Source organism: Nonomuraea sp. NPDC046570, assembly GCF_040645915.1.
Classification (GTDB): Bacteria; Actinomycetota; Actinomycetes; order Streptosporangiales; family Streptosporangiaceae; genus Nonomuraea.
Genome location: NZ_JBEYZF010000046.1, coordinates 1 through 20,972 on the forward strand (window position 1 = coordinate 1; position 20,972 = coordinate 20,972).

The 20,972-nt window shown below is 68.2% G+C and carries 23 protein-coding genes and 1 pseudogene; 14 read left to right on the forward strand and 10 right to left on the reverse strand.

What is annotated here, in order from left to right; all coding sequences use genetic code 11:
- Positions 1-92: 92 nt before the first annotated feature.
- Genes ABZ911_RS38515 through ABZ911_RS38540 form a run of 6 tightly spaced genes read right to left on the reverse strand, consistent with a single transcriptional unit; the run spans position 93 to position 5,374 of the window.
- Positions 93-1,061: a RiPP maturation radical SAM C-methyltransferase gene (locus tag ABZ911_RS38515; RefSeq protein WP_358068004.1), complete on the reverse strand. Its 969-nt coding sequence runs from the start codon at positions 1,059-1,061 to the stop codon at positions 93-95.
- Positions 1,058-1,780, reverse strand: a complete 723-nt coding sequence (locus ABZ911_RS38520; RefSeq protein ID WP_358068007.1) for an SDR family oxidoreductase — start codon at positions 1,778-1,780, stop codon at positions 1,058-1,060. Before ABZ911_RS38520 ends, ABZ911_RS38515 begins: the two co-directional genes overlap by 4 nt.
- Entirely contained in the window at positions 1,768-2,547 is a 780-nt protein-coding gene (locus ABZ911_RS38525; RefSeq protein WP_358068010.1) for a 2OG-Fe(II) oxygenase, read from the reverse strand. Before ABZ911_RS38525 ends, ABZ911_RS38520 begins: the two co-directional genes overlap by 13 nt.
- 1 nt (position 2,548) lies before the next feature.
- Entirely contained in the window at positions 2,549-4,012 is a 1,464-nt protein-coding gene (locus tag ABZ911_RS38530) for a Stf0 family sulfotransferase (RefSeq protein WP_358068013.1), read from the reverse strand.
- Between the two features lie 4 nt (positions 4,013-4,016).
- Entirely contained in the window at positions 4,017-4,877 is an 861-nt protein-coding gene (locus ABZ911_RS38535) for an SAM-dependent methyltransferase (RefSeq protein WP_358068016.1), read from the reverse strand.
- The gene (locus ABZ911_RS38540) at positions 4,877-5,374 is read right to left on the reverse strand and encodes a hypothetical protein (RefSeq protein ID WP_358068019.1); all 498 of its coding nucleotides are present in this window, start codon (positions 5,372-5,374) and stop codon (positions 4,877-4,879) included. The genes ABZ911_RS38535 and ABZ911_RS38540 overlap by 1 nt, the downstream gene beginning before the upstream one ends.
- Before the next feature lie 461 nt (positions 5,375-5,835).
- Between ABZ911_RS38540 and ABZ911_RS38545 the strand changes: the two genes are divergently transcribed.
- From ABZ911_RS38545 to ABZ911_RS38555, 3 genes and pseudogenes are all read left to right on the forward strand, one after another.
- On the forward strand, positions 5,836-6,672 hold the full coding sequence (locus tag ABZ911_RS38545; protein WP_358068022.1) for a class I SAM-dependent methyltransferase: 837 nt from the start codon (positions 5,836-5,838) through the stop codon (positions 6,670-6,672).
- A gap of 618 nt (positions 6,673-7,290) precedes the next feature.
- On the forward strand, positions 7,291-8,337 hold the full coding sequence (locus ABZ911_RS38550) for a serine hydrolase domain-containing protein (protein ID WP_358068025.1): 1,047 nt from the start codon (positions 7,291-7,293) through the stop codon (positions 8,335-8,337).
- Positions 8,338-8,395: 58 nt separating this feature from the next.
- Positions 8,396-8,641, forward strand: a pseudogene (locus ABZ911_RS38555) (class I SAM-dependent methyltransferase); the annotation flags it as partial.
- Positions 8,642-8,653: 12 nt separating this feature from the next.
- On the opposite strand, the gene ABZ911_RS38560 reads toward ABZ911_RS38555, so the two are convergent.
- A complete protein-coding gene (locus ABZ911_RS38560; protein WP_358068028.1) occupies positions 8,654-9,040 on the reverse strand; it encodes a hypothetical protein in 387 nt (128 codons plus the stop codon).
- Positions 9,041-9,131: 91 nt separating this feature from the next.
- On the opposite strand from ABZ911_RS38560, the gene uppS reads away from it, so the two are divergent.
- The 6 genes from uppS to ABZ911_RS38590 all read left to right on the forward strand — a co-directional run bounded on the left by uppS (position 9,132) and on the right by ABZ911_RS38590 (position 14,497).
- Entirely contained in the window at positions 9,132-9,869 is a 738-nt protein-coding gene (uppS, locus tag ABZ911_RS38565) for a polyprenyl diphosphate synthase (protein ID WP_358068031.1), read from the forward strand.
- Positions 9,866-11,281, forward strand: a complete 1,416-nt coding sequence (locus ABZ911_RS38570) for an oxygenase MpaB family protein (RefSeq protein WP_358068033.1) — start codon at positions 9,866-9,868, stop codon at positions 11,279-11,281. The genes uppS and ABZ911_RS38570 overlap by 4 nt, the downstream gene beginning before the upstream one ends.
- 225 nt (positions 11,282-11,506) lie before the next feature.
- Positions 11,507-12,286, forward strand: coding sequence for a phosphotransferase (locus ABZ911_RS38575; protein WP_358068036.1), 780 nt, complete (start codon positions 11,507-11,509; stop codon positions 12,284-12,286).
- A gap of 256 nt (positions 12,287-12,542) precedes the next feature.
- Positions 12,543-13,094 (forward strand): helix-turn-helix domain-containing protein, encoded by a 552-nt coding sequence (locus tag ABZ911_RS38580; RefSeq protein ID WP_358068039.1) that lies wholly within the window; start codon positions 12,543-12,545, stop codon positions 13,092-13,094.
- Positions 13,075-14,292 (forward strand): MFS transporter, encoded by a 1,218-nt coding sequence (locus ABZ911_RS38585; RefSeq protein WP_358068042.1) that lies wholly within the window; start codon positions 13,075-13,077, stop codon positions 14,290-14,292. Before ABZ911_RS38580 ends, ABZ911_RS38585 begins: the two co-directional genes overlap by 20 nt.
- 7 nt (positions 14,293-14,299) lie before the next feature.
- Positions 14,300-14,497 (forward strand): hypothetical protein, encoded by a 198-nt coding sequence (locus tag ABZ911_RS38590; RefSeq protein WP_358068045.1) that lies wholly within the window; start codon positions 14,300-14,302, stop codon positions 14,495-14,497.
- Positions 14,498-15,156: 659 nt separating this feature from the next.
- Here the strand turns inward: ABZ911_RS38590 and ABZ911_RS38595 are convergent.
- Together ABZ911_RS38595 and ABZ911_RS38600 are read right to left on the reverse strand one after the other, a co-directional pair.
- Entirely contained in the window at positions 15,157-15,798 is a 642-nt protein-coding gene (locus ABZ911_RS38595) for an SRPBCC family protein (RefSeq protein ID WP_358068048.1), read from the reverse strand.
- A 258-nt stretch (positions 15,799-16,056) separates the two neighbouring features.
- A complete protein-coding gene (locus ABZ911_RS38600) occupies positions 16,057-16,404 on the reverse strand; it encodes a hypothetical protein (RefSeq protein WP_358068051.1) in 348 nt (115 codons plus the stop codon).
- Positions 16,405-16,576: 172 nt separating this feature from the next.
- Here ABZ911_RS38600 and ABZ911_RS38605 point away from each other — a divergent pair, with 172 nt between their 5' ends.
- The 3 genes from ABZ911_RS38605 to ABZ911_RS38615 all read left to right on the forward strand — a co-directional run bounded on the left by ABZ911_RS38605 (position 16,577) and on the right by ABZ911_RS38615 (position 18,913).
- Positions 16,577-17,227, forward strand: a complete 651-nt coding sequence (locus ABZ911_RS38605) for a TetR/AcrR family transcriptional regulator (RefSeq protein WP_358068054.1) — start codon at positions 16,577-16,579, stop codon at positions 17,225-17,227.
- Between the two features lie 385 nt (positions 17,228-17,612).
- On the forward strand, positions 17,613-17,972 hold the full coding sequence (locus ABZ911_RS38610; protein WP_358068057.1) for a BlaI/MecI/CopY family transcriptional regulator: 360 nt from the start codon (positions 17,613-17,615) through the stop codon (positions 17,970-17,972).
- On the forward strand, positions 17,969-18,913 hold the full coding sequence (locus tag ABZ911_RS38615) for a M56 family metallopeptidase (protein WP_358068060.1): 945 nt from the start codon (positions 17,969-17,971) through the stop codon (positions 18,911-18,913). Before ABZ911_RS38610 ends, ABZ911_RS38615 begins: the two co-directional genes overlap by 4 nt.
- 125 nt (positions 18,914-19,038) lie before the next feature.
- On the opposite strand, the gene ABZ911_RS38620 is transcribed toward ABZ911_RS38615, so the two are convergent.
- Positions 19,039-19,170, reverse strand: a complete 132-nt coding sequence (locus tag ABZ911_RS38620) for a hypothetical protein (protein WP_358068063.1) — start codon at positions 19,168-19,170, stop codon at positions 19,039-19,041.
- Between the two features lie 343 nt (positions 19,171-19,513).
- On the opposite strand from ABZ911_RS38620, the gene ABZ911_RS38625 reads away from it, so the two are divergent.
- Both ABZ911_RS38625 and ABZ911_RS38630 read left to right on the forward strand, forming a co-directional pair.
- Positions 19,514-20,248: a thioredoxin domain-containing protein gene (locus tag ABZ911_RS38625; protein WP_358068066.1), complete on the forward strand. Its 735-nt coding sequence runs from the start codon at positions 19,514-19,516 to the stop codon at positions 20,246-20,248.
- 70 nt (positions 20,249-20,318) lie between these two features.
- Complete coding sequence (locus tag ABZ911_RS38630) at positions 20,319-20,891, forward strand: vitamin K epoxide reductase family protein (protein WP_358068069.1); 573 nt, start codon at positions 20,319-20,321, stop codon at positions 20,889-20,891.
- Positions 20,892-20,972 lie beyond the last annotated feature (81 nt).

Genomic DNA, 20,972 nt, shown 5'->3' on the forward strand with positions numbered 1-20,972 from the left:
CCTGCGCAAACTCCGCTGCTGCCCTCACCTCGCCGGGCAACTCGTCAAAGCGATCCTCGTCCTCCAACTCCGCGAATCGAGATGAAAAACGTTCAGTGCATGTCGAGGATGTTGTCCACCATCTCGACGTAGTGGGGCGAGTACCGCTCGGACAGGGCGGTGATCTCGTCCAGGACCCGGGTGGCGCTCTTGCTCCTGAACGCCATCGACGTGCCGTTGAGCCCGCAGAAGGTGCAGTGGTGCTTCTGCCCCCACCAGCATCCCCGGGACGACTCCAGCAGGATCGCGCGCTGCCTGCGGCGAGCCGCCGCGGACGCGCCGGCCTGCGCGAAGAAGTCGTCGTAGCTGGGGTGGGGCAGCGTGTTCAGGTCTTTGACCCGCTCGGGTGTGAGGTCGGTGTAGCGGCTCTCCCCGCCGTGACGGGCGATGACCCCTGGTATCTCGTACGCGCTCCCGCCCGCGCGCAGGGCCTCGACCACGCGGGGGAAGCTGAGATCCGCCTCCCCGCCGCACACGATGTCGACGAACGGGAAGGACCGGTGCAGTTGCAGGCCCATCTCCGCTTCGCAGTTGGCCCCGCCGAACGCGACGACGACCCCGGGGTGCCGCTCCTTGATCCTGCGGGCCAGCGCGATAGAGGCGACGTGCTGGGTGAAGGTGGAGGTGAAGCCGACGATGTCGTACGCCCCCCAGTCGGCCGCGCCGAGCGCCTCGTCCAGGAAGCGGTCGGCCGCGGCCCGGCAGCGGAGCAGCGCGCCGGCCGTACCCTCGTCGCGCAGGGCCGGAAAGCGTTCCCTGAGCATGGCCAGGTAGGCCGCGTCCGCGTCGTCGCGTGGGCCGAAGGCCGCGCGGGCGAACACCCAGTCCCCGGCCAGGGCCTGGGTCGGGGCGCGTTCGGCCACGTAGTCGTAGTCGCTCTCGCGGACCAGCTCGGCGAAGCGCAGATTGAGGTACAGGCTCTCGGCGGTCACGCCGGCGCGCGCCAGGTGGGCGGTGAGCAGGCTGATCCCGATGGCGGGCCGCAGACCGCCGAACGGCATGACCACGAACAGGACTCTCATGCCGGCCGCCCATCGAGCCTGTGGACGACGCCGGTCCGGTCGGACCGGTCGAAGTCGACGATCGCGTCCAGTACGTCCTCGGTGGCGATCCGGCCGGGAAAGGTGTCAGGCGCCACGGCGTTGACGCGGATCCCCAGGTCCCACAGCTCGCTGGCGAGATGGTAGGTCAGGTGATTGAGCGCGGCCTTGGACGAGCCGTACAGACCCTGCTGCAGGTCCGGGTAGACGAACAGGCCCGAGGTGCTGGAGATGGTGACCACGTTGCGGTTGGCCCGCAGGTTGGCCGTCGGGTCGGTGAACCAGAAGCGGCGCGCCAGCGCGGCGGTGAGCTGCAGCGGCGCCAGCACGTTGACCTGGTAGACCCACCGTGCCCGGTCGGCGGCACCGGCGGCCAGCAGAGGCGTCCAGCCCCGTACGGCGGCGGCGTGCACCACCAGGTCCACCCCGTCGGTGTGGGATTCCACGGCGTCGGCCAGCCGGGCGATGTCGTCAGGGTCGCCGAGATCGGCGCGGAGCGCCCGTACCGGATGGTCGTTCTCGGGCAGGTGCCGGGTGGGGGCGAGGGGATCCACGTAGGACTGGTCCTGGGTCGGGCCGTCGATCGCGGAGCGGTGGTGGACCGCGAGGATCTGGTAGCGGGCTGCGTACCTGCGGATGAACGCCGTGCCCAGCAGGCCGCTGGCGCCGGTGAGCAGGCAGGTGCGGGTCAGTTCTTCCATCGCTCGAGGCCCTCCGTGCCGAAAGTCCGCCCGGCCTCGTCCAGGGTGCGGTGCACCCACATGATGATGGAGGTGCGCGGCAGCCGGGTGTTGCTGAGGTAGGTGTGGAAGGACCGCGGTGTGCACTCGAACGCGACGAGGCTGTTGTTGATCGGCGGGCAGCGCAGCGCGGGCGCGTCGACCGGGTCGTCTGGTGTGGCGTAGAGGCCGGTCTCGCCGCCGTCGCCCGGGCGCCACCCGTCGTTCCCGGCGAAGAACAGCACCACCGCGCCGCGGACCACCTGGATCTTCTCCGCGTCGGAGAGCGGCCCGGCGCCGGTCTTGTAGTCGCACCGCCGCGGATCGGGGGTCTGGATCCGGTCCGGCTCGTCCGTGCGGGGGAACCAGACCGGGTTGAAGTCGTTGTGGACGAAGCCGTTCGCGCTGGCGACGGTGTGATGGTGGGCGCCGGCGAACACGTAGGGCGTCGCCTTGATACCGAACAGGTCGCAGATCAGGTTCCGCCACCCGGCCGACAGGAACAGGCCGACGGGACCGGGATAGTCGGCGCCGAAGCCGATGCCGTACGAGTCGTATCCGGGAATGCTCCGGGAGAACCGGTCCGGCTCCGGGGTCTCGCCGAGTCCCTGACCCAGCAGGTCGCGCAGCTGGGCGTCCAGGGCGCCGTAGAAGTCGCCGGTGAAAACGTTCCGCGCCGCCACGTGCGGGAAAGGCCGGCTCCGGCGCAGCCAGGCCCGGTTGCTCACCACGGATTCCAGTGTGGCCATGTCAGGCTCCGACGCCGGGGATCGAGACGGACCAGTCGGCGTTCTGGGGAACGGTGCGGAAGAAGAAAGTCTGGCAGAGGCGGCCGTTCTCCAGCCGGTCGCCCCACCCTCCGGCACCGCTGTGCGGCACGTCTCCGCGTACCAGGATCAGGCGGTTGAAGACGTTGCCGAAGGAGTCGACGAGCTCCCAGTTGTCGGCGGGGGTCATCCAGTCGAACTCCCGGGCGGGGTTGACGTTGCGCCACAGATACAGGCCGCCGTCGAGCGGGGCCGTGGGGTCCAGGTACACGATTCCGCTCCAGCCCTCGGCGCCCACCGCGTTCCACCCGTCGGTGACGTGATTGTGCACCCCGTCGCCCAGGCGCTGCTCATTGGCCGGTTTGACGTGGAAGCAGGCGTTCCACAGGCAGGTCGCACGCTCCCGGCCCGGCTCCGGCAGCGGCTTGGACGAGGCGTCCACCGGGAAGTCGCCACGCCAGTGAGCCAGGTCGATGGGCTCACCGACCGCCCGCCGCAGCACGGCGAGCAGTGCCCGGGAGGATTTGAACGGGCAGCTGTCCGCCGGCCGGAACGCGCTGGCCCACCAGGTCGCCCGCTGCCGGCCCGCCGCGAGCGCCGCCGCATCCTCGTACGGTGTGTAGTAGCGCTGCCGGAGCGCGTACTCCCGCACCGCCTCCGGGTGCCGGTAGAAGTTGTCGAGCACGATGACGGCGGGCCGCGATCTCGCCCTCCCGGGACGCGCCCGTTCGCTGTCGCGCATCGTCTCGCGCCAGCGGGCGGTGAGCTCGTCGGCCTGGCGAGCCAGGCGGGGCGGTGGGATCGCTCCGGCCGTGGCCGCGTCCAGGCCGAGGAACTCCATCACCCGCCCGATCTCGCCACGGTAGTCCTTCACCAGCGACTCGTACTCGACCACCAGCGGCTCGATGCCGTGGGCCGCGAAGTAGCGCTCCCAGGCCGCCTGCTGCTCGTCGACGGCGCGCTCGATGGCGCGCACCGCCGCCACGTCCAGCCGGGGTTCCCGCACGGGCGGCGGCGGGTCTCCCGCCCACCGCCACCACTCCTGGGTCTGCTCCGCCCGGTACCAGGACAGCGCCTGGGCCCGGCGGTCCCGCCGCACGATGTTGACGAACCGGGAACCGGGGAACAGCCGCGCCAGCACCCGCACCGGCGGCCCGCTCTGGCCTGCTTCCCGCGCCAGCGTGGAGACGTGCATCCACTGCAGCTTCAGCCCGTACACCCCGTTGTCCGTGGTGCCATGACGTACGGCCGCCTGGAGGTAGTCGTCGAACGAGATGTCCCCGATCAGTGCCAGATGCTCGCGCCACATCGATCGGAACGCGGGCGCGAAAACCTCGCCCGGCCTGCCCGCCACACCCGTCGTGATCAGGCCCTCGCAGAGCAGGCTGCTGCCCGTTCGCGGAGTGGCCGCGACGATGTAGCGGACCGCCGGTTCGACGGTGGTCATGGAACTACTCCCGCGGCCCGATGGGCGGGCGCCCCGGCCGGTGCGGCGGGTCGGCCACACTCTCCTCGGCCGGTATCCGCATCCGCTCGGCCAGGCCCTTGGCGGCCACCGGCCGGGCGCCGACCGGCGGGAGATACACCGTCGCCACCGTGGGCACCCGGCGCAGCGCACCGGCCAGGTCGGCGACGCGCACGCCCGTCTTGATCGGCGGAAACAGCGGATGGATGGCTGAGACCAGCAACGTGACCCGATGATCGGGCGGGTAGAACCGCAGGAGATACTCCTGCACCTGGCCGACGTTGTCGGGACGCGGCCGCCCGCCGCTGTTCAACGCGTCCAGCGCGATCGGCGCCTGGAAGAGCACGCAGGGCGTGTCCGTCTGGATCGGGCGCTCCCGCACCAGGAGGTCGGTCGCGTCGTACACCTGCAGACCGTCCAGGGCCGGATCCACGTTGAGGTCGACCAGCAGCGCGTCCAAGGACGAGACCCCGGGCAGTACGGTCACCCGCAGATCGAGCACCTTCGCAGCCCGCTGGATCAGCGTCGTCGGGTAGCAGTACACCTTGGGGTGACCGTACGAGGCGAAGCAGACAGGTGGCTTCTCCAAGGCCGCGGTGACCACCTCACCGGCCATCTTCTGGTAGATCAGGATCCGGTGGCTGCCCGGCCGGAACTCCGCGGACAGATCGATCACCTCGGGACACAGGGTGCGCAGGTGGTCCACGACACCCACCGCCATGTCGGTGACGAACGCCACCGTGCACCGGCGGATCGCCTCCTCGACCTCCCTGGTGATCTGGTGGACCCCGCGGATGCCCAGGCCGACGACGGCGATGTCCCACGGGTAGCGGTGGTCGCCGGACATCAGAGCCTCCCCATGAGCCTGCTGACGGCCTCCGCCCGGTCGGCCGGAGCGGTGGCCGCGCGGATGTCACGCACCGAGGCCACGATCTCGGGGTCCGCGACGAGGTCCTCGATCCTCATCTCGTCCCGTGGGCTGAAGGCGGCGAACCAGTCGTGATGGCCGCTGATGACCACCCCGACCCCGGGGGGTGGCGGCGGTGGAGGCGGAGGCGGAACCGGGCCGATGCCGATGTTGATGGGAATCTCTGACGGCGGTCCCGGTGGTGGTGGCGGCGGGGGTGGCGGCGGAGGCGGGGGCGGGGGTGGTGGCGGCGCGTCCTCGTCCACGCGGTGCCCGCTGAGCCGAGTCCACAGCTTGTCCCGGTCGGTGGTGAGCGCGGCCCGCTCGGCATCCGTCAACTGATACGAGGTGAGCACGTCACCGGGGCTGGTGAGCACCGAGAGATAGAAGTCGTAATCCGTTTGGGCACGATCAAGTACACGGCGAAGATCGCTCACGGCGTCCCCTTTTCCGATGAATTCCCGCTGCGCCCGCGCCCCTACCCAGCAGCGAACACCCCTAGGGATCTTCTCCCCACCGGCCACCTGTAAAAGATCCATCGTGCAAATGTTGCGCCAAGCCCAAACTCGGGTCTTCATACGAAATTCCAGGGTCCCTGCGGACCGGGCAAGATGAATGCATGACGATCAAGCGTCGGTCGTTCGGGCTCACGCTTACGCCTGGCCCTGCTGCTGTGCCCGGAGTCGCCGCCCGCGGAGATGCGGGAGCAGGCGCTCCAGGCGTACGAGGAACCTCGGGGTCGAGCTCGTCATGCGCGCCGCCCGACTCAGGTCCGACGACCTCGATCACTGGCAGCGATTACGCCGAGTAGCGCCATCCGCGCTCTTGGCATGACATTTCGTTTCATTGCTGCATAACCAGATGAACGTCTGCGGCTGGCCCTGTCATGCTGCGGGGCATGAACCGGAAGTCATTTGATGACGGGCTCGTCGCGAACCGGATCCTGTGGGATGCCCGCGCGCGGGCTCACGGGACGGGTCCCAACGACCTGTTCTACGACGTTGACTCGTTCCTGGCAGGCCGACAGACGCTCTACCCGATCGAGCTGGAGTTGGCCGGTGAAGTGGCCGGTCGGGATGTGCTGCACCTGCAGTGCCACTTCGGCATGGACACGCTGAACTGGGCGCGTCTGGGTGCCCGGGTCACCGGGGTGGACTTTTCGCCGGCGGCGATCGCAAGGGCGCGCGAGCTAGCCAAGCGCGCCGAACTGACCGCGGAGTTCATCGAGGCGGACACCCAGAATCTGCCGGCCGATCTGGCGGGCAGATTCGATCTCGTCATCGCCACCTACGGGGTGCTGTGCTGGATCGCGGACCTGGACGCGTGGATGCGGGGTGCTGCCATGGCGCTTCGCCCCGGGGGCAGGCTCGTGCTGGTCGACCTGCATCCGATGTTCCAGACGCTGGCCAGCTACGAACCGCTCGTGGCCGACTGGCCGTACGGCGGCGGCGAGCCCCAGCGGGAAGCCGTGACAGGAACGTACGCAGATCCGAACCTGCCGATGGAGAAACAGGAGGTGGTTCAGTATCCGCATTCGGTCGGTGAAATCGTGACGGCGACCGCCAGGGCCGGGCTGGTCGTGGATCGGCTCAGCGAACACACCGAGGCCCAATTCGACGGACGGCGGATCCTGCCACAGGGACCCGATGGCCTCTATCGATTCCCCTTCAGCGACACCCATCTTCCGATCTTGTACTCCCTACGGGCGGTATCGCCTCAAACTAGAGCTCAGTGATTCCGGGGTCCCGGTAGTAATCGCCGAGAATTCAACGGATATGCACCCCTGATTCGGGCCGAAGCAGGCGCGACGATGGACAGCAAGTGCCCGCCGTGCGCCAAGCACAACCGGCAGTTTCGCATGGCCCAGTGCCGCGAGGGCTGCACCTCGACCACAAACCCGCCATCACGCCAGATGAGCCGAGCGAGGAACAGCGCTGGCTCGTGGAGTTCCGCGCCCTCTCCCAAGCCAAGCGCTGACCACGCAGATGCCTGCTCCACCCCTGCAGCCATCCGGATCGGGGACAGGACCAGGACCAGGGTCCTGGTCGTGGGCCGGGGGAAGGATCCAGGGCCCCGGTCCGAATCATCCGCTACCAGGAGGTTTGCCGCCTCTCGCGGTGATGGACTGGATATCGGGCGGGAGCCTCCGGCAGACGTTCGTATGCACGTCCGTCCGCCGGAGACATCGTGATCCGCGCCCACCAGACACGCCGGGAGGCAAAGAATGATGATGAAGAGTGTGGGCTTGCGTCGTTTCCATGCGGTCGTGGCGTCAGCGGCCGTGGCCGCGTCCGTCGGTGCGCTGGCGGTGGGTCCGGCTCACGCGTCGTCGCCCGGATACGATCGGGCGGCCTTGCAGGCGGATCTGGATGCGATCCGCGACGCCGGCACGCTGGGAGTGCAGGCGCGGGTAGTCTCACCCGGCGGTGACCTGGCCGCGGCGAGCGGTACGGCGGTGCGGGGCCGTAACGTCCCGATCCCGCTCGACGGGCACTTCCGGATGGGCAGCAACACCAAGACCTTCGTCGCTGCTGTGATCTTGCAGTTGGAGGCGGAGGGCCGCCTGTCCCTTGACGACAGCGTCGAACGGTGGCTTCCCGGACTGGTGCGCGGCAACGGCAACGACGGGCGCGCGATCACCATCAGACAGCTGCTCCAGCACACCAGCGGCCTGTATGACTCCGTGGGCGACATCGAGCAGAAGATGCGCACCGAGCGGGGCTACCGCACCTACCGGTTCCTGCGCATGAACCCGCGACAGCTGGTGGCGCTCAGCGTCCGCCAGCGCCCGCTCTTCGCCCCCGGCTCCCGCTGGAGCTATTCGAACATCAACTACCTCGTGGCCGGGCTGGTCATCGAGCGGGCCACCGGGAACTCCTGGCGCAAGGAGGTGAAGCGCCGGATCATCACGCCGCTGCGGCTGCGGAACACGACCCTGCCCGGCGACTCCCCGCTCCTGCCCAAGCCGCACGCACAGAGCTACACCCAGGACGCCAAGACCTCCCGGCCGTTCCGCGCCACCCTGCTCAGTCTCGGCTGGGCCGGCGCGGCGGGCGAGGCCGTCACCACCACCGGCGACCTGAGCAGGTTCTGGCGTGCGCTGCTGGGCGGGAAGCTACTGCCGCCGCAACAGCTGAAGAAGATGACGACCACGGTTCCCGTCGGCGCGCCCGGCAGGGAGTTCGGCCTGGGCATGGCCAAGCAGCAACTGAGCTGCGGGGTCACGGCCTGGTCGCACCCCGGCGGCACACCCGGGTTCATCACCGACAACGCCATCACCCAGGACGGCCGCACCAGCGTGATCGTCTCACGCACCACCTACCCCGGCACACGAGAGCAGGGCCAAGCCACTGCCCGCCTGATCGACAACGCACTCTGCGGCACCTCACCGACCGACTGATCATCCCGTGCGGCAGGACCGGCAGCGATGATCACGGTTTGCCCCGGCGGCACCGCTCGCCGTCGAGCTGGTGCCGGGGGTGGCCGAGCGGCTGCCAGCGACCGATGACAGCGTGGACGCGGCGGTGCTCCGCATGGTGCTTCGCTCGCTGCCCGACGTCGGGGTGGCGCCGGCCCAGGCCCGGCGGGTGCTGAAAGCCGGCGGGCAGATCCAGTTCCTGGAGCACGTACGCGCCGACACCCGCGGCCTGGCCAAGCGGTTTCCACCTGGATGGCGATCGGCGTCTCTGCGCTGTTCGGCGTGATCGGCATTGCGCTCAAGATGTGGGCGTGCCCGCGGCCCCGACGCGGACGCGGGGCCGGTGCGTACACCACCAGGTGCATTTGAAGCACCACCGCCAGCCGGAGAAGCCGCCGGGGCGGTCTCTGTTGGTGATGTCCTCCAGGACGTAGAGCGCCGATCCTCCTGTCGCTCCGATGTTCCAGTGGCCTGGTCGTCCGTCCCGAGGGGAGGGGCATGTGCCGAAGGTGCCGTTGCCGAAGAACCACCGGGTTCTGCGTCTCGCCTGGCGGGCGCCCAGGCCGAAGTGGGCGCGCTGCCCGACCTCGCCGTGCTGGGCAAGGCGTTGGCCGCCGGCTTTCCGGTGGCGGCGGTCGTGGAGCGGGAGCCGTACCGGAGACTGCTGGGCGAGAAGGTGGGCCACGGTGGGACGTACAACACGCAGTCCGACTCCTGGCAGACGCGGACTGCGGCACTCGACAATACTATGGGTAATGATATAGTCACGCTTCGCTATGGAAATTATCAGCGGATTGCCGTGTCACGTGGCTTGTGTGATGGATGGGAACGGGCGGTGGGCCGCGCAGCGATCGCTGCCGCGTACCGCAGGCCACGAGGCGGCAGAGGCCGCTGTCATCGACATCATCGAGGCGGCACACTCGGCTGGCATCAAGTGGCTGAGTCTGTACGCCTTCTCCACCGAGAACTGGCAGCGGCCGGCGGGCGAGGTCGACATCCTCATGCGGCTCGTGCGCCGGACCATCCGCAAGCATGCGCCGGCGTTGCACGCGCGAGGTGTCCGGTGCAGGTTCCTGGGCATGACCGATCCGCGGATCCCACCACTGCTGGCTCGCGACATCACCGATCTGATGACGCTCACCAGTGACAACAGGCAGATGACGCTGACGATCGCCTTCGATCACGGGGGACGTCGCGACATCGTGGAAGCTGCCCGTTCGCTGATCCGCGCTGCCGTACCCGCCGAGCAGGTCACCGAGGCCACCTTCGCCCGGCATCTCCCATACTCCGACACGCCGGATGTGGACCTGGTCATTCGTACCTCCGGAGAGCAACGGATCTCCAACTTCATGCTCTGGCAGGTGGCCTACGCCGAATGGGTCTTCCCGCAGGTGCTATGGCCCGACTTTCGCGCGACCCACCTCGGGGAATGCCTTGACGCCTACCGGCGGCGCCAGCGCCGATTCGGCGATGTCCGCCAGCCGACCGCCAGGATGGGAGAGGGACTTCGATGAACCAGAACACCGCAGAGGAGGCCGCCGACGTCTTCGGGCCGAACTCGATGCTTCGCCGCCTCGTCAACGAGGCACGCTGGGGCCTTGCGGTGACCCGCGCGACGGTTCTGGAAGCCGCGCACCCGCAGGTCGGCGCGGCGTTGATCGGAAACTCGACGTTCGTGACGCATCCGTGGCGGCGTCTGCGCAACACCCTGGTAAGCACGCAACGGATGCTCGACCCGGACCGGCACGTACGCAGCCGGGAGGCGGCTCGCCTCAACCGCATGCACGCCCGCATCTCGGGCACCGACCCGCAAGGCCGCCGCTACGACGCGATGGACGCCGAAGCACGCGCCTGGGTGGTGGCGACCCTGTTCGAGTCGGCGGTGACGATGTATCGGCTGAGCGGTGAGTCGCTCGACCGGCCCGCGATGGAACAGCTCTACACCGAGTTCCGGACGGTCCTGGCCCTGCTCGAGGGCAACAGCGACCAGCTCCCTGCGAAGTTGCAGGAGTTCTGGCCCTACTACGACGACATGATCGACCATCGCCTGGAGAGCACCGAGGCGGTGCGCGTCATCCTCTACCGGCTCTTCGCCAATGTGCCCGCGCCGCCCCTGCTGCGCAGCCATCCCGCGGTGTGGGCCGCGGGCCGGGCCGTGGCAGGCCCTGTGGCCGCTGCGGTCACCATCGCGTCGCTGCCGGAATCCTTCTGCCGACGTGTCGCCCTGCCTGACCTCCCAGGGGCGCGGGCGCTCATGCACGGGGCGTACCTGACCACCGGAATCGCCGCCCGCCTGCTTCCAGAAAGCTGGGTGCATGTCGGCTCACTGATGAGCCTGCTGGACCCCGACCACGCCGGTGGCTCTGGACCGTGGGAGAAGGTACGCCGCAAGGCTGGCCAGGCCGCGGCCATGCTCAGACTCATCACCCCGGCTCCCGACGAGGTCAATCAAGCCACACGCTCGGCTGACCAGTTCTTCGCCGAGGTCCTGGACCAGACCGGCGACGGCTTCCTCGCCTGGCCGGACCTGGCTGCCATGGCCAGAGAGATCGCCACTCGGCTCGACCTGGATGTACAGGACGAGGAGCGGCTTTTCAACGCCTACGCCGCCTGGTGGCGGGAATTGCAAACCAATCTCGACGCCGACGGCGACGGACGGGTCACGCGCCAGGAATACGCCTCCTCAGCTGCCTCTCTGCCCAGCTCCGGACTGGTAAAGATCGCTGATGTGCTGTTCGATGTCACCGACGGCAACGGCGACCAGACGATCGACGCCCGGGAGTATCAGGCGTTGTTCCGCACGGCCTTCCACCGCGATCTGACCGGCAGAGGCGACAGCTACTCGCGCAGTGCTTTCGTCAGGCAGTTCCTGTCCTTTATGTCCGGGCAGCAGCACTCGGTCGCCTACAACTCCCTCCTGTCCTAGCTATGGGGCAGACCAAATAGGCCGGGGGCTGATACGGGCCCGGCCGAGGTGCGTCACGAGTCAGGCAATAAGGGTTTCTCGCTCTTTTCGATTCTTCCCGGCGAGAGGGTTTTGTGTGCCTGCGGAATTGGTAGACGCGTAGCAGACTCCGGCGTCAAAGTCGGGTTCGTGGTCCAGGGTGGCCCGCTTCGAATTCGGGTTGGCGAGGGCAGCAGACTGACAGCTATGGGCGAACAGGCACGGCCAGGCTGGCGCATGCTGGGCTTGCAGGAGCAGGTGTTGCCGGGGGGCCGGGTCACCGGCGCGGTCCGAGTCGGGAACACGGTCCGACGCCCGGTCAGCCGGGGTTTCTACGGCGACCCCGAGTTCGTCCGCGATCTGCTGATCCTCTTGGAGCAGAGCGGATGGGCAGGCGCACCCCGGTTCCTGGGGGTGGACGAGCAGGGGCGGCAAATTCTGAGCTTCCTGGACGGGCACGTCGCCTGGGACTGGGAGGATGGCCAGCCTGAGGCGGTCAGCAGCGATGCCAGTCTTGCCCGGGCCGGTGAGCTGGCCCGGGAACTGCACGACCTGACCGCAGGTACAGCTCTCGCCGGGGAGAGCGAGGTGGTCTGCCACAACGATCTGTGGCCGGGCAACATCGTCTACCGCGACCTCGGGCAGGGGTTGCGGCCGGTGGCGTTCATCGATTGGGATCTTGCCTTGCCCGGTGAGCGGATCCACGATGTGGCCCGGTTGTGCTGGCAGTACGCCGGGTGGTGGGAAGGGAGTGACCCGGCCGAGGTGAGCCGGCGCTCTAGGGTGATCTGCAACGGGTACGGCCTGGCTGACCAGTCCGATCTGGTCGAGACGGTGTTGTGGTGGCAGGACCGCTGCTGGCGGGGCATCGATCGGGCAGCCGAGGCCGGGGATCCGGCGATGGCACGGCTGCGCGCCTCGGGTGCGGTCGAGCAAGTCAAGGCCGCCTACGCGTGGGTGACGCGGCATCGCCAAGAGCTTCACTGAGCCGCCTCCTCTCCGGGGCAAGTACGGGCGATTCCCGCTGGCAGGCCATCTCCTCGGGCTCTCAGCCCACCTGGATTCCCTGGTCGCTGCGCGGTCAGGTGTTGGTGCTCGACCGGTCGCCCAGGTCGGCAGGAAGCACATCCTCAACCCGGTGGGCGCCGAGTTGGACAGGTACGCGGAGGCGCTCAAGACCGCCTGCCCCCGAGAAGCCAAAGAAGTCTTTGACATTATCAAGTGTCAAAGATAGCTTTGGCATATGCGGATCACCGACCCCAAGGCGTTGCGTGCCATGGCGCATCCAACGCGGATCGACCTGCTCGATCTGCTGGGCCGTATCGGCCCGGCCACCGCGGCCACCTGCGCCAGACACCTGGACACCTCCCAAGCCTCCTGCTCCTTCCATCTGCGGCAGCTGGCCAAGTACGGCTACGTCGAGGAGGCCGAGCCGTCGGGGGACAAACGCGAGCGTCTGTGGCGGATCATCGACCACGAGCAGCACTGGTCGAGCGCCGACGGCAACCCGGCGGCCCTTGAGCTGGAAAAGGTCTTCATCGAGCGCGAAGCCACCCGCATGGCCGCCTGGACCGACCTCAGGACGACCATTTCTGAGGAGTGGCAGCAGGCGGCGTTCATCTCCGGAGTGAGCGCGCCGATGACCCCCGAGGAGCTCGATCAGGTGGGCAAGCAGTTCATGGAGCTTCTGGAGCCGTACTTCGCTCGCATCAAGGACCACTCCCAGATCCCCGAGGGCGCGAAGGTCGTCCGAGTCTTCATGCATGGAGCGCCCCATGAACCGCTTACTCCGTGACGCCCGCTTCCGCCGGATCCTCCTCGGCGACGCCGTCTCCAGCTTGGGCGACAGCATGCTATTCCTCTCCCTGGCCGTCTGGACCAAGAACCTGACCGGTTCGGACGCGGCGGCGGGACTGGTCTTCCTCTGCCTCAACGCACCCGGCCTGCTGGCGCCCCTCCTCGGGCACGTGGTGGACCGGGTGAGCCGCAAGAAGCTGCTCATGGGCATGATGGCGGCGATGGCGGTGATCGTGCTCGCGCTGCTGGTGGTGCGCACAGCGCAGGACGTGTGGATCATCTACCTGGTCGCTTTCTGCTACGGGGTGCTCTTTTCCACCCCGGTCTTCGACGCGCTGCTCAAGGACCTGCTGCCCGCCCGCGACGCGGCCCCCGCGCGCAGCCTGCTGGTCACCGTGCAGCAGGGGCTGCGCATTGTCTCCCCGGCCGTCGGCGTCGGCATTTACCTCGCCTTCGGTGGCTGGGTGCTGGCCGTCGTGGATGCGGCGACCTTCCTGATCGCCATCGCCTGCCTGGCCTCGGTGAAGATCGTCGAGTCGGAGCCGGAGCCCGCCGCGCCCTTGCGTCAGTCGCTCACCGCCGGGGCCCGCCACCTGCGCCAGTTGCCGCTGCTCGGCAGGCTCACCCTGATGTGCGTGATCTTCATGGCCGGGGCCGGGCTGCTGGAGTCGAGCACCTTCGCCGCCATCGAACAGGGGCTGGGCTTCGAGGCCGCCTACTTCAGCGTGATCATGATGCTCCAGGGCGGCGGCTCGATCCTCGGCGGTCTCCTGTCCGGCCGGCTGGTGACGGGGCTGGGCGAGGCCCGGGCCAGCGCGCTCGGCTACCTGGTGTGCGGTGCCGGGGTGCTGCTCTTCCAGGTGCCGTACTGGCCGGGCTACACGCTCGGCACCGTTCTCTTCGGCGCGGGCATGCCCCTGATCTTCGTTGCTCTGGGTACGGCACAGCAGCTGTACGCCCCCGCCCGCCTCCAGGGCCGACTCGGTGCGGCCATCGGGATGCTGACCAACGGCGCCCAGACCGTCTCCAACGCGGTCGGCGCGGCGATCGTCGGCTTCGTCGACTTCCGCGTCACATTCGGGATCATTGCCCTGGCCATGCTGACCGGCTGTGTGGGCGTCCTGGTCCGGCCGCCTGCCGTACCGGAGATCGTCTCGTCGGTAGCTGACTCGCCAGAGCCTCAAGCAGCCGCGTGAGCAGCGGATGGTGCTCGGCCCCGCGCCGGACGGCGGCGAACACCCGCAGTCCGGCGAGCCGCCTGCGAAGCCGGTGCTCGCGCGGCTGACTTCTCTCCAGCAGTGTGATCGAGTCTCCAGCGGTGTGATCGAGCACGATCGCTTGGCGATCACCCTGATCGCGATCCCGGCCATGAGCCCGACTGTGAGCGAGCCCCGACCGTGAGCCCCCTCAAGACCGCCCACGGGGCCGGCCGTGTCCGACCGCAGTTCGGCGGAGGCGATCGAGGGGTGGGACCGTGATGCTCAAGGCGGTCAGTGGCAGAGCAAGGTGGTGGCGTGCAGGAGGCGGGGCAGGCGCCACCCGCCGATCGGCCACAGCAGGTGCGGCACGATACCCACCGGCGACATACCCTGCGGGGCTCGGTGATGCTTGGCGTACGGGGCCTGCCAGTCCAGGTGACGCCGTGGACTGTTCGGCATGATCGTCGGCGCGGTTGGCCCGAACCGCGGTGCCCATGTGAGGGAGCAGCTTGAGGGTGGGCGCGGGACTTCCGCCAGCAGGAGCCGAAGCGGTGAGTAGCGCAGACGGAGATCACGGTGATCACAACCGCTGCTCATTGCCAAGACGAGCCGAGGCGGCGCGCAAAGGGTGACGGCATGGAGAGGGCCCTGCCGCAGACTCGCGAGGTGATCGGCAGGGCCCTTCTTGGTGATACGTCTCGTGGGCTCTGGGATTGCCGGAGTCCCATGTGCTCCAGAGCCCGGTCGAAGATAGCTCAGATATGCCTGCAGAACTGGCTGCAGCACATCCCCGGGCCGTGGTTGTCCTGTGTCAGCGGTGGCCGCGCAGTTGGTCGCCGGTGCGGGCCTCGGCGGTGGTCTTCAGGTCGTGCAGCCAGGCTCGAGACCTTTTCCGAGGAAGTCGGTGGCGAGGGGCACGTCAGTTTCGATCTGGTCGCCGGTATGGGTCTCCTCGGTGCGTACGAGGACGCCGCCCCTGATCGGGGTGAAGGTCCAGACGTGGACGCCTCGGTCGATGCGCAGTCCTTTGCCGATCGCGGGCCCGGTCCAACGGATGCACGTGTGGTGCTGAAGTTGCCGAACGGTGGAGGTAATGACCAGCGTGGTGGGCGGACTGACGGGAGTGGCGGGCACCGGGGTGGTCCACCGGAACTGCGAGTGTTTACGGAGCGGGCCCGGGTCCAGGCGCTTCATGCTGGTCACGGGCTTCTGCCACGAGGGCCAGCCTTCCACGTCGGTCTGCAGTTTCCAGATGGTGCTCAGTGGCGCCTTGATCAAGGTCTTGGTCCGGTACCGGACCTTGGCAGTGGGGTCGACGCCTTCGCCGCGACACTGGAGTCCACCCCCATGGTGAGTGGGGCGGGGCTGCGCGGTGGCGGCCTGGGCGGCCGGGAGGTTGCCGGCGAGGACGCCGGCGACGGCGAGTGAGATCGTGAGCGCGGCGATGCGCGTGCGGGGCCTGGGGTGGACCGTCCGTGTGTTCGATGGGGCGTTGCTGGACATGGTGTTCCTTCGTTGTGGGGAACCGGAAGCGAAACGCTCGGTGCTCGGGATGGGGTGCTGTGGTATGAGGCCGTGCGGTACGAGGTCAGCACGACCTTTCCAGCGACGGTGCCCGGATTCGGCCAGCCGCAGAGCGTCGGCGACGCGGTGAGGGGCAGGGTGATGTCCCCGCTTGGGCAGGGTGATGTCCCCGCTTGGGCGGGGCGTGCCACAGCCGGATCCGGACGAGGCAGGGGCGGTGCGGGGGCGCGCGCTCCTTCAGGGCCGGCGGGCTCGAAGGGTGGCCACGATGAGTGCGGCGGACGCGGCGACGATCAACCCGACGAACGCCGGGTGAATGTCTTTGGACAGGCTCGGCGCGCCGTCGGGCCGCGTCAGCCAGACAACGAGCGGGATCGCGTACGTGACGGCGAGAAGCGCGGCCGCCCAGCGAACGTCCCGGTCGCGGGCATGGCGGAGGGCGCCGACCAGCGCGATCGCGACCGGGACGATCGCCAGCAGGGCGAACTGGCCGAGCACCATGACAGGGACCGCGTAAGAGGAGACGGTCACCGCCAGGGGAGTGCGCTGGCTGGTGCGGGCGAGTGAGGTGGACGCGGTCGTCATTGGCGTTTCCTTCGTCTGCAAGGTGCGGTGGCGAGTCCATGCCGCATCCGTTAGATCATCATGCTTACGTTAGAAGTTATAACGAGACGAAGAGGGGGATGTCAATAAGCTTCGTGATACCTTCTAACTGAATCTTCAAGATGTAGCTTCGCGGTGGGGAAGGTGGCAGATCATGGCGCAGACGGACGCGAAGACCCCCCGTGAGCGTTACCGCACTCAGGTGCGCGCGGAGATCAAGGAACATGCGTGGAAGCAGATCGCCACGACAGGGGCCTCTGCGCTTTCTCTCAACGCGATCGCCAAGCAGATGGGCATGAGCGGACCCGCGCTCTACCGCTACTACGCCAGCCGCGACGAACTGATTACCGAGCTCATCAGGGACGCCTACCGAAGCCTCGCCGACACCCTCCGCTCGGCCCCCGTCACAGGTACCGACCTGGCCGTGCTGGCATACGCCGTGCGCGGCTGGGCCTTGGAGGACCCCCAGCGGTACCTCCTCATCTACGGCACCCCCGTCCCCGGCTACCACGCGCCCGACGACATCACGCTCATCTCATCCGAGATCATGGCAATCCTGCTCGACGCCGGTACGGCGTCAGCCCGGGAATGCCCCACCACGCCGTTCGACAGTCATCTGGAACACCACCGGGATTGGGCGGGCAGCCACCCCGCCCCGCCCGCGGTCCTGCACCAGGCCCTGAGCTTCTGGACCCGGCTGCACGGTGTCCTGTCCCTGGAACTCGCCGGCCACTTCACCGGAATGGGATTCGACCCTGCCTTGCTCTTCACAGCCGAACTGGACGACCTGCTGGCGCGGGGATGACGCGGGCTTCGGCCTTGGTGGTTCCGCCGTTGCGCAGGTGCGCGAAGGTCTTCAGTGCGGCGGCGAAGTAGTCGTGCAGCAGCGATCGGATCCGCTGGCCGAGCTGGATGCGGCCAAGGTCAGCGTGTCCTGCTCGTCGGATGTCTTGCGTGCGACCCCATGTCGGTCTCGATGGTCACCGACTCGGCCGCGTTTGGGAGGTCGATCCCGCAGGCGGGCTCGAACCGCGAACACCACGCTCGTCGTTGTGACGGGCGAATGCCAGGAGGGCCGGTCTGGGGTTAGGTCTTGCGCCTGAAGGTCTCGGCGATGAAGGCGGTGGTACTGAGGCGAGTAACCTCTTTTGGTGGAGGGCCACCAAAGGGTTAGAGAGGAAAGTGGACGGGTGCGGCTCGGCAACCTGGAACGTTCGATCATGGAAGCGTTGTGGGCTCACCCTGAGGGAGTGCTTGCGCAGGATCTGGCCGCCGAACTTCCGTCGGCGCCCGCGGTCACGACGGTGCTCACGGTGCTGGTACGGCTGTCGCGCAAAGGACTGGTCACCCGCGAGCGCAGCGGTCGCGCCCACCTCTACCGCGCCAGCGGAGGTAAGGACGTCTTCGTCGCCGAGGCCATGCGCGCAGTGCTGGATGATGCCGGCGATGTGGAGGCCGCCGTCAGCCGCTTCGTCGGCAGCGTCTCCCCCGAAGTGGCGAGCGCGCTGCGTGAGGCGCTCAACAGTCGTGACAAGGGCACGCGGACGTGACGGTATGGCTGGTCGCCGCGGCCGTCGCTCTGCTTCCACTCCTTTTGAGTGGCCCGGCGGCCGAGCGGCTCGCCCGAGCCGAGTGGGCTCGCACCTGCCCTCGTGCCGCTTTGGCCATGTGGCAGGCCATCGGGCTGGCCGGCGGCCTCAGCGCCGTCGCGATCGGTCTGGTCGCCGCGGTGGCGCCGTTGGCTGCGGCCTTCCCGCACGGCATGCACACCTTCGGCCTGCAGATCCTCAACGGCCAAGGGCTGAGCGGGCTCGGACCGGCCCACATCGCGGCTCTCGTGTGGTCGGCGGGGCTGATCGCCTGGCTGCTCTTCAACATCGCCCGCACCATCATGCGGACGACCGCCGAGCAACGACGCCAACGGCTTCTGGTCGACGTGGTCGGTGACCCCTGGCTCCCGCATGACGCCTACCTCCTGCCGAGCGCGAAACCCGTCGCCTACTGCGTGCCCGGACGGCGCGCGCGGATTGTCCTGAGCCGGGGAACACTGGACCTGCTCAACGCGGAGCAGGTGCAGGCCGTACTCGCCCACGAACGCGCACACGCGCGAGGCCGCCATGACCTGCTTCTGCTGCCGTTCATCGCGCTCGCCCTGGCCTTCCCATGGGTGCCCGTCGTACGTACCGCACGAGCGGCCGTCCCGGTATTGCTGGAGATGCTCGCCGACGACCAGGCCCGCCGTACCCACGACCATGTGGTGCTGGTTCAGGCCATCGTGCAGATGGCGGCCCCTGCGCCCCAATCCCTGGGAGTGACGCCGGCCTTGGCCGACTCCGCGGTGCTGCAGCGGGTGGACAGGCTCCTGCACGGCACCCGCAACGGCTCGCGCTGGATGCCCGCGACGGCATACTCCACCGCCGGCCTCCTGCTTTGCGGACCACTCGCAGTGCTGGTGGCGCCGCTCTTGTGCACCACCATCTGGCAGATCTGAAACCCGACCTGGTGGCCGTCCGGCCGATCGTGAGGTGCTTGCAGGCAGCGCCTTGTTGAACGCCAGGGCGACCTGATCGACCTTGGCGTCCTTTGACGGAGAGATCTCGCCTTCGCTCCGTTGTGTCATTCGAGCTCTGGGCCGGTCTTGGGCGCGGCGCGCTCGGCCGCCTTGGCACGAGCCTCGCTGCGTACCAGCCAGACGACACCGGTGACGAAAGCGCCCCCCACCACGAGCGGAGGGACAAGCGCGGACACGATCTCGAACATGAAGGGACCCCGCAAACCTCGGACGGCCGAATTTCTACATTATGTCGAAGACGATGACCGGTTGCCCCGCCGGATGAGCGCTTCCTGGTCCAGGCTGCGGCCGGGCTTCTTCAACGTCCGCGCATCACGGTGACGAACAGGGATTGCGCCGCCAGGGAGGTTGCGCGCACAGAAGAAGGATCTCTATCTTCTACAGTCAGTAGAAGAACCATCGCATCGACGGGTCGGGCGCCTGAACGGCAGGAGCGCTCGGACAGCCAACACGAACGCCACGGCGAGCCCGTTACGTTCACGACGTGGTGCTGCGGGCACCGATCACGAGGAGCTGTACGTGTCACAGGGACAAGACCGGGCCGAGGCCCGGCGCGCCAAGATCGAGGCCATGCGCGCCGATAACCGGCGCACGGCCGCACGCAGCAAGAACGTCAAGATCTCCTTAACGGTGATCGGTGTGTTCGCGCTGGTGGTGGCCGCCTTCTTCGCCATCGCCCGGTTCACTTCGGGAGGCGACACCGCCAACGTCGCGGCAGGAGAATCCCAGCTCGTCCGTGCCGACAGCCACCGTGTGCAGACCGCCGGAGACGGCAAGGTGACACTGGTGGAGTTCCTCGACTTCGAATGCGAGGCCTGCCGGGCGGCCTTCCCTGTCGTCGAAGAACTACGCAAGCAGTACGCCGGGAAGGTGACCTTCGTGGTGCGCTACTTCCCCATCGCCAGCCACTTCAACGCCGAACGCTCGGCACGCGCTGTCGAAGCCGCCGCCAAGCAGGGCAAGTTCGAGGCGATGTATCAGCGGATGTATGAGACTCAGGCTCAGTGGGGTGAGAAGCAGGTCCCCGCCGACGGGCTGTTCCGCAAGTCCGCCCAGGATCTGGGCCTGGACATGGCCGCCTGGGACAAGGCGTACAACGACCCGGCCACCCTGGCCCGGATCAAGAAGGACCTCGCCGACGGCCAGGCCCTGGGCGTGCAGGGGACACCGACGTTCTTCCTCAACGGCAAGAAGTTCGAGCCCCGGACCTCCGACGACTTCAAGGCGGCCATCGATGCAGCACTCGCCGGCTGAGGCCACCGCAGAACCCACAGCACGCGATCTTCCCGGCACAGCCGACTCTGCGAGCGGGCCATTTCCGCGGTTGCTGCACTGGCTGCTCGTGGCGGGCGGGCTGATCGGGCTGGGCGCGGCGTTCACCCTCGCCGTTGAGAAGATCGCGCTGCTGAAGGACCCGACATACGTGCCCAGTTGCAGCATCAACCCGGTGTTGTCCTGTGGTTCGGTGATGAACACCGCGCAGGCCGAGGTGCTCGGCTTTCCCAATCCCTTGCTGGGCATCGCCGCCTTCGCCGTCGTCACCGCCGTCGGGGCGGCCCTCGTGGCTGGTGCACGGTTGCACCGCTGGTTCTGGCTCGGCCTGCAAGCCGGCGTCACGCTCGGCGCCGTGTTCGTGCACTGGTTGATCTTCCAGAGCCTCTACCGGATCGGCGCGCTGTGCCCGTACTGCATGCTCGTCTGGGCAGTCACCATCCCGATCTTCTGGTACATCACCCTGCACAACCTCACCCAGCGCCACCTGCCCGTCCCCGCTGGGGCGCGTCGCGCGATCACGGTGATGGCCGGATACCACGCAGTCGCCCTCACTGTCTGGTTCCTCGGCGTCATCACCTTGATCGGCGTCCGGTTCTGGTCCTACTGGAGCACCCTGGTGTGACGCCTCAACCGCCATGCTGGGCGGCGTTGACGGCGAACTGCCGCGCGAAGGCGGTGGCCTCCCAGACACCGTGCCGGGGCC